Genomic DNA, 11,397 nt, shown 5'->3' on the forward strand with positions numbered 1-11,397 from the left:
TTGCTTACACCTCTTCGGGCAACAGTATTCCAGGATTGAGGATTCCACGTGGATCCCAGGACGATTTGATCAACTGCATTACGGCGATGTCGGCCTCAGTGCGCCCCAGCGATATCCACGGAGACTTCGCGCGACCAATCCCGTGCTCGGCGCTGATGCTTCCATGGTGGGCGGCGACGAGTCGGAACACCGTATCGGTCAGTTCGTGGGCGACCCTCGGCTCGGCATCCAGAAGGTTCACATGAATGTTTCCGTCGGCGAAGTGCCCGAACAGGATTGGTCGAACGAGGGGGAAACGATCGGCCAACGTCTCTCGGAGGCTTTCGATGAACATTCCCATCACGGACAGGGGGACGGAGATGTCGAGTTTGACCACCGGCGTCGTCGACGAAGCGCTGATGCTTTCGGTGTGGCTTTCCCGCAGGGTCCACAGCTTCCGCGCCGGACCAGGCTCTACAGTCGCGTCCTCGATGAGATCGGCAGAGTCGGAGAGAACCTCCAGGAGTGACTCTTCCGTCTCGCGCGGCGACGAAACCTCGATCAGTGTGTACATCGGTGAAGGGGTGCCGAACGGGCGACGTGCATCGGTGTGTGCACAAACGAGGGAGATGCCGTCGTCAGTCATGATCTCGGCGGCTTCGACGGTCAATCCGCTCTGACGCACGCGATTACACAAATGAAGCGCTTGATCGACGTCGCGCACACCGGCGAGCACAACCTGGGTGTCGGTCGCGGGGGTGACCAGCTTCATCAAGACCTTGGTGATGACGGCAAGAGTTCCCTCGCTGCCGGCGAGTAGCCCTGGAATGTCGTAGCCGACGTTGTCTTTGACGAGTGGCGTCCACCTGCTCAGGACGGAACCGTCGGCGAGTACTGCCTCGATGCCGAGGATCTGCGCCCGTGTATTTCCGTATCGGACCATGCGTGTTCCACCGGCATTGGTCGCGACGATGCCGCCGAGTGTCGCCGATTCCTTTGATGCCAAGTCGATTCCGAATCGAAGTCCGTGTGCAGAGGCAGCAAGGTCGGCGCGGGCAACGGTCACGCCGGCGCCGGCTGCGATTGTCCGGCCGATGGGATCGACGGATTCGATCGTCTCGAGCCGTCTGGTGCTCAGCACCACGGACCCAGCCGAGGCGATTCCGCCGCCGACCAGTCCGGTGTTTCCGCCTTGAGGTGTGACGGGAACCCCCGCGTCGAAACAGGCTCGAAGCACCGCAGACACTTCGGAAGTGTTGCCCGGTCGAATGACCGCGATCGCGTCGCCGATCCAACGTCCGGTCCAGTCGCGTGTGTAGCCCTCGATCAGTTCGGGATCGGTGAGGACGTGCGCTTGGCCGACGATCTCCGCGAGGGCGTCGAGAAGCCTCGCATCTGTTGCAGGTTCGCGTGGTTCCGTCAGTGTTCGGGGGTTCATGTGCAACCTTGTGATCGATCGGGTGACAATTCTTCGGAAGACAAGCGGTGGAACTTCCGTGAACTCGATCCTCCGACCTCAGGTAATGCCGTGTCCAAGACCAAGTAGTGACACGACCATCTGTTCTTCTTATAATCGCCGTATGAACCTGCAGCGCGCCCGTTATCTGATCGCTCTGTCGGATCACGGCAGCTTCACTCGCGCCGCAGCGAACGTCCACGTAGCGCAGTCGGCGCTCAGTCAGCAGATCAAGGTGCTCGAGCGCGAACTCGGGGTGCCGTTGGTGGATCGTCGTGGTCCACAGTTCACCTTCACCGACGCCGGCCGGGTAGCGGTACGAGAGGCGCGCTTTTTGCTCGGGTGTGCGGACCGGGCGGTCGAACGAATTCGGTTGGCCGCGCGCGGTGTGGATGGGGAACTGCGCATCGCGTACACCCGCTCGTGGGCAGGCGGCGCAGTCGCGGATCTGGTCAGCACCTATCGGAAGCTGTACCCGGGCGTGGAGGTCGTCGTCCATCGTGGCACCTCAGCGCAGACAGTTGATCTCGTCCGAAGCGGAGCGGTAGACATCGCGGTTGTGCGCCCGCCACTCGATGACGGCGATCGCGAACTTCCCCTGATCGTCCTCGATTCGGAACCGATACTGGTTGCGGTTCCTGTAGACCATCCATTCGGGGGCCGAGCGACACTCGAACTCGGAGATCTGGTGGACGTCCCCGTTGTGTTCTGGCCGGAGGAGAATGCACCGGGAATGTATTCCCATACGCTCGAACAACTTTGGCCGAACAGCACTCCGGATATCGTTCGCTTCGAAGCTGACGACGAGCAGGTGCTCCACGCCGTCGCGGATGGGGTGGGTATTGCGCCGATCCCCCAGGGTAGGGCACGGATGCTCCGGATCCCAGGTATACATCTATGTGAGATCGCCGGTGAGCAAACAACTCTCGACGTTGCAGTGACCTACCGCCCGGATAATCCGAATCCGGCGCTTGCGCCGTTTGTGGCGCTCGCTGAACGCGAAAGATCGTCAACGACTGCGTAGCGCATGAGATGCGGGGTGGGCGTTATCCGCCATCGAGGACCAGCATCATGGCCGTTGCGCGTGCTCGGTTCTCGAGGGTGTCGACGTGGAATCCGACGTGCTGGGACAGCTTCGACAATCGGTGCGCGACGCTGCTGTGATGAAGATGCATGGCATCGGCTGCGGCCCTCAATGTTCCGGATCGCAGATATGTCCTCAAGGTTTCCAGCAGTTCGAATCCCTGTCTGGTACTGCCGATCTCCTTGGCGAGAACTAGATCCGGAATCCTGGAGTGATCAATCCGCGCTCCCGGGGCCAGGAGGTTGAGGGCGCCGAGATCGTCGGCGTTCACGATCGGTGTTGTCGCTGACGCCTGTGTACGAGCGAATCGTGCAGTGGCGACAATGGTATGCACCTCGGAAGCGGCTGCGGCCAAGGATATTCCGGCGCGGACGGAGGATGAGAGCGCTGCCTCGGACAGCTCGGGTGTCGGTGCGAACGAACCCGCCACGAGATTCAGATACTCGCCATCAGCTTCTATCCCAGCGGCTTTGCCAGGTGTGCAATCTTGCGAAATAACAAGGCGTGCACTGCTGTCAGCTGTGTCTGAGACTGCCTTGGTTGCCACTACACGGACTGGTGTATGGGGTTCGATACCGAGACCGGCACACGAGGTGAGCACCGCGAGCTCATCCATCGGGAACAACAAATTTCGACTGTGCTCGGCCACGGTAGGTAACCGTCGTGGTTGCAGGATTATCGCGGCGGTCAAGGCCATCCGGTCCACCAGCATTTCGTCGAGCGGCAAGCTCGTCCCGGCTCGCTCGATCCATACCGTCCCGAGAACTTCATCGTCTACAGCGATGTCTCTGGCCATACTCGGTGGGAGCTGAGGTTCGGGTGACCATCGGCCGCGCGGGTCACAACGGCGCAAGTTCTTCTTGCTGCGACCGTGTTCCACGATCTCGATACCCGCAACACAATCCGCCAACTGTGCGCTTGCGCGCAGCAGGGACGCCGTGTCGGCGCCGTGACGTACGAGGGAGTCGAAGTAGTCGATCACACGTACCAGGCCTGCCGAGTCTGCGTCGAGCTCGGCAAGCCGGTACATCAGTCCTTGCATCTTGCAACGCTACGAGACCGGTGACAGCGAATGCAACCCTTTCCGGAGCGCAGTGAGGGCTTCGGCGGCACCCCTTTCACTGACCGCTGCGGTCGCGATAAATCCCGACCCGTGGAAGGTTCCGGGGAACGAGTGCAATTCCACGCTGACTCCCGCTTGCAGCAGCCGAAGGGCGTATTCGATTCCTTCGTCGCGGAGCGGGTCGAGTTCCATGGCGGCGAGGTAGGTCGGCGGCAGACCTGTGAGGTCGGTGGCCCGGGACGGTGCAGCGTAAATAGAAACGTCAGGATCTTCGGGGCCTGAATACGACTCGCCGAGGTAGTAGTTCCACGACAGGATGGCCTTGGGGCGGGTCCACCCTGGTGTGTCGACGAAGTTCGTCATCGAGACCGTTTCCAGGCGGTCGTCGAGAGCTGGGACTTCGAGGAATTGGAATGCCACGGGTACAACGCCCTCGTCGCGGGCTTTCAGTGCCGTGCCTGCGGCAAGTCCGCCACCCGCGCTCTGACCTCCGACTGCTATGCGGTCGGGATCTACACCTAGTTCCTCGGCGTGGGAGTGGATGTAGAGGAGGGCGGCGTAGCAGTCGTCGAGGGGGCCGGGGAAAGGCGTCTCAGGAGCGAGGCGGTACTCCACGCTGGCAACTGCGAATCCGAGTTCGCGTGCCACCTGGATGCAGAAAGGGTCACTGGATTCCGCTGTGCCGACGACAAATCCGCCGCCGTGGATCCAGAGAAGGACAGGCACAGGGCCGGCGGCGTTATCCGGAGTGAAGAAGCGAATCGGGACCTCCGGATCGCTGCCTCGACCAGGCACGGACAGTTCGCGAAGCGCGACTCCGTCGAATGACCGGTCGGCCAACATGGTGCGGATCAGCCCGTCGAACATGGTCCGAGCGCTGGGGAGGTCCGTGATGTCGATATTCGGCAACATGGAGATTGCTGCGGCGAGCTCGGGGTCGATAGTGGGAAATGTTGTCATGCACCCATCATCGAGCTTGCATGGGCTTGCGGCACCGGTGGTTTGTAGGAAATCGGGGAGCCTCTGTCCGACACCCGTCGGATCTCCCTAGGATGGCGCCGGTGGACAGAGTACATCTCGGGGTGGGTTCGAGCGATTCGGAAGTTGGGGCCAGGATCGGTGGACGCCCGCCGCAGGTTTTCGCTGCTCAGCCGATTTTGCAGACACATCAGTATCTCTTGACGCTCGGGGCACACACGGCGCGGTGGCTCGGTGAGCGAGAGCTTTCGGTTTTCATCCGTCGAGGTTTCACCATCGGCGACGACGACCTCGAATACCCGAACATCGGGGTCCGGGCTGTGTTGCACCCACCGTCATCGCGAAGTGCGGAACCGTCGGGCACCCACGGGGGCCTGGGCAGTGCGGCGTTGATCAGGATTCCCTCGGAGGACGACGTGGTGCCGTTGGTGCGGATAGCTCCGCAACCGGTGCTCATCCAGAACGAACCGTCCTACGCCACTGCCGTCGAGGCGGACGGACACAGTTTCCTGTTCCAGATCAATGAGGAGGGGTGGCCGGTAGTTGACGAGTCCCACCCCGAGTTCGTAGAGGAGTACCTATTCGGTTACGGGTCGGTGTATTTCTACGGGAGCACCGACGCGACTGGGCTCGTACGTGAAGTTGTGCCGGGATTTCTCGACTTCTGACCGGCCCGACGGCTCGTCTGCCGATACCGTGGGCAGCGTATCTCGACCGGCGGTTATGTCCTCGGAAAATTATTTTCGGAAGTTTGTCGATCGGTGAGTGTGCCGTTCGACGTGTAGGCAGAGGGGCCGAACGGAACGGCCCACAAACGAAGGAGATTCCCATGAAGTACATGCTGATCATGCGTTCCACCGACGAGGCCATCGAAGCATCCAAGGACATGGACTTCGACGAGATCATCGCTGCGATGGGGCAGTACAACGAGTCCCTGATCAAGGCAGGTGTCTTGCTGGCCGGTGAGGGACTGGCCATGGAGGAGGGATTCATCGTCGATTTCGAATCCGATCCTCCGCTGGTTTCCGACGGCCCGTACGGGGAGACGAAGGAGTTGTTCTCGGGATTCTGGATCATTCAGACGTCGACCAAAGGCGAAGCCTTGGAATGGGCGAAGCGATGCCCCCTCGGGCCGGGAAGCAAGCTCGAGGTGCGTCGGGTGAGTGAGATGTCGGACTTCGATCAGGACAACGAGTACATCCAGAAAGAGGCCGGCTGGCGCGAAGAACTCGGTACCGATCGCCCGGTCGCAGGCTGAACCATGACCGACGAGGCGGTGCGAGAGGAAACGAGAAAGGCTGTCGACGCGGTTTGGCGAATCGAATCCGCGAAGATCGTCGCCACGTTGACTCGCACCGTCGGAGATCTCGATCTTGCCGAGGACCTGGCCGCGCAGGCTCTGCTCGAAGCCGTCGAGCAGTGGCCTGCCACCGGGGTTCCGCGAAATCCCGCTGCCTGGCTGACATCTGTTGCGACACGACGGGCAATTGACGGGTGGCGACGACGTGAGAGGTTGGACGAGCGCTACGCCCACTTTGCGCGCGAACTCGAGAACGACGCTTCGCACTTCGACGACGTCAGTTGGGATCCAGATCGCATCGACGACGACGTCCTTCGGCTGATGTTCATCGCCTGCCACCCCGTGTTGAATCGAAAAGCGCAGGTAGCTTTGACTCTTCGGGTGGTGGGCGGGTTGACCACGGACGAGATCGCCAAAGCGTTCCTGACGCCGACAGCGACGGTGCAGCAGCGAATCGTGCGCGCGAAGAAGACATTGACTGCTTCGAAAGCGGTATTCGAAGTTCCAGGGCGAGAAGAGTTTTCGAAACGGTTGGGCGCCGTACTCGGAGTGCTGTACCTGGTGTTCAACGAAGGCTATGCAGCCAGTTCAGGGGACGAGTGGATGCGTGCGGATCTGAGTGCAGAAGCGCTGCGGCTCGCGCGGATACTGGCCGAGCTGGTGCCGGGGGAATCCGAGGTGCACGGCCTCGTCGCGTTGATGGAGCTGACGGCTTCACGATTCGGTGCCAGGACTACCTCGACGGGTGAGCCCATTCTGCTGGCCGACCAAGACCGGACTCGGTGGGACCGCCTACAGATCTCACGGGGACTTGCGGCGCTGGAACGGGCTGACGCCGTCGGGCGTGGACGCGGCCCGTACGGCTTGCAGGCCGCAATCGCCGAATGCCACGCGCGAGCAGCAACTTTCGAGGACACCGATTGGAAGAAGATCGTCATCCTCTACGAGGCTTTGGCGCAACTGGCACCCTCACCTGTGGTCGACCTCAATCATGCGGCGGCGGTATCGATGGCCTACGGTCCGGCCCCGGCGCTCGAATTCGTCGACAAGCTTGTCGCTTCAGGTGAGTTAGCCGGTTACCACCTGCTTCCGAGCGTTCGAGGCGAGTTGCTCAGTCAGCTCGGCCGATCCGAGGAGGCTAGGACCGAACTCCTCGAAGCCGCTCGGCTGGCCGGGAACGAGCGTGAGCGTGCAGTTCTGGTCGCGAAGGCGGATGCACTACTCCCGGATCTGCGATGAGTGGTCACGCCTGCGACGGATCGTCGTCAGGAACCATGGGCGGCATTCCTACTCCATAAGGATCGAGCATGTCCGCGACGCGTCGACCCCACCGTTCATGCGCGGACTGACGAGTCATTCCGGCCGCCCGGCCTATGGTTGTCCACGTTGCGCCGAATCTACGCAGGCTCATGACGCTTGCCGTCGAATCGATACCCGCTGCGAGCTGAATCCGGAAACAGGCCAACTGCCACGCCATCTGACGCTGCGCCGGGATATCGGTGTCCTGTTCCGCCTCCCACTCAGGGCTGCCAGGTAAAGGGTCCGTTCCGACAATCTTGTCTGCCTGAGTGCCGGCCTCGGTGATAGCGGCGTTGACCGTAGCGATCGCGGCGGTCTCGACCTTCGCAGTCAGGGCGCGTTCGATCAGGTCTTCCATGAGAAGTTCTCCTTTCGTCAGGACTAGCCTGACAGGCCCTCTCGAAATTTGTCAAGAACTCCCTGACGGATTCGTAGTTTGATTAATGCACGATCTATTTGTGTACTATCTAAATAGTCTCCGGTTCTGTTGACCGACGTCGAAGGGGTTGCTGATGAAGATCGTGGTTTTGTCATTCCTGATGGCGCTGACCTTGATGACGATCGGGATCATCGCGGCACGCAACCGCAGTACTCGACCTGCGGTGACTGGGGTCGTTACCGCTGCGTCGACGGTTCTCGCGGCCGCCTGGACTCTTTTTGCCGTGGCATTCGTATTGGCTTGATCGAGCTGCCGTGTCAGTGCGTCAGTGGTGGTGGTGAAGGAACTACGCAGCAGGTCAGATGCGTTTTGTGTGGGGCACGATGCCGCATACTCTGGCAGGCGTGGCAATCGCTGAAACGGACAGAAACTATGGCGGAAGGTCGGTCGCGGCTCGCAAGGCCGAACGCCGTTCCCTCTTCTTGAATGCTGCTCTCAGCGTGTTCGCAGACAAGGGGTATGCCGGAAGCTCGGTGGCAGACATTTGTGCGTCCGCGAGTCTGGCCAGAAGGCAGTTCTACGACGAGTTCGGCAGTCGCGAGGATCTACTCCTCGCGCTGTATGACCAGATTCAACTCGACGCCAGAATTGCAATGGTCGACGCACTCGATGCGGAGCCTTCGGTCAATCTCCGTGACAAGGCGGCAACGGCCATGGCCGCCTTCGTCGAGTCGGTCGGAAGTGACCCACGACGCGCACACGTTGCCTTCATCGACGTCGTAGGTGTCAGTCCTCGCGTGGAAAAGCATCGCGTGGACCAACGTTCGGTCTGGGCAACGTTTTTCGAATCGATCATCAAAGGGATTGTGGGCGACGATTACGAACCGCCGGGTGGTTACCGATGGGCGTCCACCGCCTTCATCGGCGCGCTTACCGCGCTGGTGCATCAGTGGAGCACTACGGAGCCTCGTCCTCCTGTGTCGGTACTGGTCGATCTGATGACGGTGCTCTTGAATGCGTTGATTGACGACGCACCCCTTCGTGCCGGCGAATAGGTCACGAACACCAGGGGATTGTAATCCAGCCCACAACGCTCTACTCTCGTCCTCACTATGTTAGACACTCGCATCTAACTTGTGTGCTCGTGACGAGAACTGCGGCAACACAAGGCAATCTGTGCTTTTCCGGGGAGGAATTGGTATGGGACGACGCTGGACAACTGACCGACAACGCGGGGGCTTGGCTATTGCCGTGATTGCAGTAATCGGGCAGATCGGACTTTCGGCACCTGCCTCAGCGGCGCCGGACGAAGGTGTTCCCACCCAAGTTCAGGTCCAGCCTGCCCTGCCGCCTGCGGTTGCACCGCCATTGCCTGAACTGGACCAGGCCTTCTACGAACCGCCTGTCGGGGTCGTCGAAGCCAGGGAGCCGGGTGAGATCATTGCCGCCCGTGCGGTTAATCTCGGTACTCTCAATCTGATTCCGGCCAACGTGGATGCGTGGCAGATCTCGTATCGATCCAATAATGCTGCAGGTGAAGCGATTCCAGCTGTAACCACAGTGATCAAGCCACGCGGCGACACGCACGATGGAGGGCCGCGTCCGCTGCTGTCCTTTCAGATGGCAGAGGATTCACTCGGAAGCTACTGCGCACCTTCGTATGTCATGCAGCAAGGCGCGTTGCCGTGGCTGGTGACGGGCGCTGCGACCGGTGGGACTCAGTTCCTCGAAGTGCAGGCAGCGCTGGCGCAGGGCTGGGCATTGTCGGTCCCCGATCATCAGGGACCCAATTCTTCCTTCGCCTCCGGCCCCGTAGCGGCCCGGATCACGCTCGACGGTATTCGTGCCGCTGAGAACTTCGAACCCATGGAGTTGCAAGGGCGGTCAACTCGCGTAGGGCTGCTCGGATACTCGGGTGGATCGATTCCTACCGGTCACGCAGCTGAAATACGGCAGGCGTACGCGCCGGAACTGAACATCGTCGGAGTCGCCGAAGGTGGTGTTGCCGCGGATCTCGGCGCTTTGCTCGACAATGCCAACAACGCTCTAGGGGCCGGGATCGTCGCTGCCGGTGTCATCGGAGTGAGCCGAGAGGATTCGGAACTTGCCGGCTTCATCGATCAGCACATAAACCCCGCCGGCCGAGCGCTTTTCGCTGCCAAGGACAACCTGTGCATGCTCTGGACGTCGGCTGCAGTGCCCTTCCTCAACATCAAAGGTTTCCTCGATGTCCCGGGAGATCCCGTCCAACACCCCACGGTGAGAGCCGCGCTCTCCCGAGCTGCCATGGGCAAGTCGGTTCCTGATGTGCCGATGTACATCTATCAGTCGAATCCCGACTGGTTGGTGCCTGTGGGCCCGGTGAACAAGCTTGTCGACACCTATTGCCAAGATCCTTCTGCGAGTGTCGTTTACACCAGAGACCACTTCAGTGAGCACGTCAGCATGGAAGTCGTCGCATTGCCGAGTGCTCTACTGTGGCTTCGTGATCGGTTCGCTGGTGTCCCTGCCCAACAGGGATGCAGCACCTTCGACGCTGGATCTATGGCGCTTGATCAGAGGACCTGGCCAGTCTGGGTGGATGCGGTTGGTGAACTCGTCGCAGGCCTGTTCGGCAAGCCGATCGGGACCTAGTGGGTGACGTGATTCTGCGGTGGTGAGGAATTCTCACAAGGACTGCGTGTTGCACTGACTGGACGTTGTTTCATTGATCGGGCCTTGACGATGGTGTCTTGTCACCACTGGGTTCCTGTTACCGACGAAAGGTTGCGCGATGACAAAGCTGTTGTTTGCGGTCACTTCTGCAGATCACTGGACGCTGAAGGACGGAACACCCCACCCGACCGGGTACTGGGCGGAAGAGCTGGTCGAGGCGCATCGCGTTTTCGTCGACGCCGGCTACGACATCGTGATCGCGACGCCTGGCGGTAAAGCTCCCGTTGTGGACGAGGGAAGCCTGGCGCCCGAGGTGAACGGCGGGCAAGAAGGTGCCGACCGTTTGCGCAAGTACATCGCCGATCTGCAGCCGGTGCTCGATTCGCCGGAGATTCTGGAGAATGCCGATGCCGCCGATTACGACGTGGTCTTTGTACCGGGTGGACACGGCCCGATGGAGGATCTTGCGGTGTCGGCATCCTTCGGTGAGCTTCTCGTGAACTTCTTGGACGCGGACAAGGTGGTCTCGGCGGTCTGTCACGCGCCGGCGGCACTCCTGCCGGCCCAGAGATCCGATGGAAGCTGGCTGTTCGACGGCTATCAGCTGACCGCGTTCACCAACGAAGAGGAGACGCAGGCTGGTCTGGCGGACAAGGCTCCGTGGCTGCTTGAAACTCGGCTACGCGAATTGGGCGGCAAATTCTCGAAGGCTGAGGCGTGGTCGCCTTATGTCGTGGTGGACCGCAAGCTCTACACCGGCCAGAATCCGGCTTCGTCAAGGCCACTCGCCGAGCGGATTGTCGCCGACTTGGGCTGAGCATGTCTTTTGGCACCGCATCGAGGTTTTCTTCGATGCGGTGCTCGGCTATGTTCGGTTGTGCCCGAGTTCTTCTCAGGTTTTGAAGGTGGTGTTTGCCGGCCGCGGGTGCCGCTGCGGGTCGATCGACGGCGGCGGAATGAACCACGGCTTGTTGTCGACCCCGATCTGGATCTCCCATTTGCCGACGAACCCGGATTTGCGGTGCATCAACCGATGATGTGAACGGCACAGCAGGACCAAGTTGTTCATCACGGTCGGACCGCCGTTGGCCCAGTGCCGGATATGGTGCGCATCGGTCCAGGCGGGCACACACGTGCATCCGGGGAACGCACAGCCTTTATCTCTCGCGATCAGCGCGACGCGTTGTTCGGCGGTGAGCAACCG

13 protein-coding genes are annotated in these 11,397 nt (G+C 60.9%); 8 read left to right on the forward strand and 5 right to left on the reverse strand.

The features are described 5' to 3' along the window. Positions 1-4 precede the first annotated feature (4 nt). The gene (locus ACZ3J7_RS31185; RefSeq protein WP_296554129.1) at positions 5-1,417 is read right to left on the reverse strand and encodes an FAD-binding oxidoreductase; all 1,413 of its coding nucleotides are present in this window, start codon (positions 1,415-1,417) and stop codon (positions 5-7) included. Positions 1,418-1,559: 142 nt separating this feature from the next. Here ACZ3J7_RS31185 and ACZ3J7_RS31190 point away from each other — a divergent pair, with 142 nt between their 5' ends. Continuing rightward, a complete protein-coding gene (locus tag ACZ3J7_RS31190; RefSeq protein WP_298772885.1) occupies positions 1,560-2,459 on the forward strand; it encodes a LysR family transcriptional regulator in 900 nt (299 codons plus the stop codon). Positions 2,460-2,481: 22 nt separating this feature from the next. Here ACZ3J7_RS31190 and ACZ3J7_RS31195 read toward each other — a convergent pair whose 3' ends face one another. Next, positions 2,482-3,561: a helix-turn-helix domain-containing protein gene (locus ACZ3J7_RS31195; protein ID WP_298772887.1), complete on the reverse strand. Its 1,080-nt coding sequence runs from the start codon at positions 3,559-3,561 to the stop codon at positions 2,482-2,484. Positions 3,562-3,570: 9 nt separating this feature from the next. Further along, on the reverse strand, positions 3,571-4,542 hold the full coding sequence (locus ACZ3J7_RS31200; protein ID WP_298772889.1) for an alpha/beta hydrolase: 972 nt from the start codon (positions 4,540-4,542) through the stop codon (positions 3,571-3,573). 101 nt (positions 4,543-4,643) lie between these two features. On the opposite strand from ACZ3J7_RS31200, the gene ACZ3J7_RS31205 reads away from it, so the two are divergent. The 3 genes from ACZ3J7_RS31205 (at position 4,644) to ACZ3J7_RS31215 (ending at position 7,099) form a co-directional block, all read left to right on the forward strand. Then, the gene (locus tag ACZ3J7_RS31205) at positions 4,644-5,228 is read left to right on the forward strand and encodes a hypothetical protein (RefSeq protein ID WP_366054235.1); all 585 of its coding nucleotides are present in this window, start codon (positions 4,644-4,646) and stop codon (positions 5,226-5,228) included. 161 nt (positions 5,229-5,389) lie between these two features. Continuing rightward, positions 5,390-5,818, forward strand: a complete 429-nt coding sequence (locus ACZ3J7_RS31210; protein WP_298772893.1) for a YciI family protein — start codon at positions 5,390-5,392, stop codon at positions 5,816-5,818. Positions 5,819-5,821: 3 nt separating this feature from the next. Continuing rightward, complete coding sequence (locus tag ACZ3J7_RS31215) at positions 5,822-7,099, forward strand: RNA polymerase sigma factor (RefSeq protein WP_298772895.1); 1,278 nt, start codon at positions 5,822-5,824, stop codon at positions 7,097-7,099. Between the two features lie 4 nt (positions 7,100-7,103). On the opposite strand, the gene ACZ3J7_RS31220 is transcribed toward ACZ3J7_RS31215, so the two are convergent. After that, positions 7,104-7,517 carry a hypothetical protein gene (locus ACZ3J7_RS31220; protein WP_166809937.1) on the reverse strand — a complete coding sequence of 138 codons (414 nt, stop codon included), beginning with the start codon at positions 7,515-7,517 and terminating at the stop codon, positions 7,104-7,106. A gap of 154 nt (positions 7,518-7,671) precedes the next feature. Here ACZ3J7_RS31220 and ACZ3J7_RS31225 point away from each other — a divergent pair, with 154 nt between their 5' ends. The 4 genes from ACZ3J7_RS31225 to ACZ3J7_RS31240 all read left to right on the forward strand — a co-directional run bounded on the left by ACZ3J7_RS31225 (position 7,672) and on the right by ACZ3J7_RS31240 (position 11,010). Further along, on the forward strand, positions 7,672-7,842 hold the full coding sequence (locus tag ACZ3J7_RS31225) for a hypothetical protein (protein ID WP_166809936.1): 171 nt from the start codon (positions 7,672-7,674) through the stop codon (positions 7,840-7,842). 100 nt (positions 7,843-7,942) lie between these two features. Continuing rightward, complete coding sequence (locus tag ACZ3J7_RS31230; protein WP_020909613.1) at positions 7,943-8,593, forward strand: TetR/AcrR family transcriptional regulator; 651 nt, start codon at positions 7,943-7,945, stop codon at positions 8,591-8,593. A 184-nt stretch (positions 8,594-8,777) separates the two neighbouring features. Beyond that, on the forward strand, positions 8,778-10,172 hold the full coding sequence (locus ACZ3J7_RS31235; protein ID WP_465626761.1) for a lipase family protein: 1,395 nt from the start codon (positions 8,778-8,780) through the stop codon (positions 10,170-10,172). A gap of 139 nt (positions 10,173-10,311) precedes the next feature. Next, the gene (locus ACZ3J7_RS31240) at positions 10,312-11,010 is read left to right on the forward strand and encodes a type 1 glutamine amidotransferase domain-containing protein (protein ID WP_095971771.1); all 699 of its coding nucleotides are present in this window, start codon (positions 10,312-10,314) and stop codon (positions 11,008-11,010) included. A gap of 75 nt (positions 11,011-11,085) precedes the next feature. On the opposite strand, the gene ACZ3J7_RS31245 is transcribed toward ACZ3J7_RS31240, so the two are convergent. Next, positions 11,086-11,397 (reverse strand): HNH endonuclease signature motif containing protein (locus ACZ3J7_RS31245; protein WP_353799001.1); only part of this gene is annotated, 312 nt, incomplete at its 5' end.

This window comes from Kitasatospora sp. NPDC015121 (genome assembly GCF_055562955.1).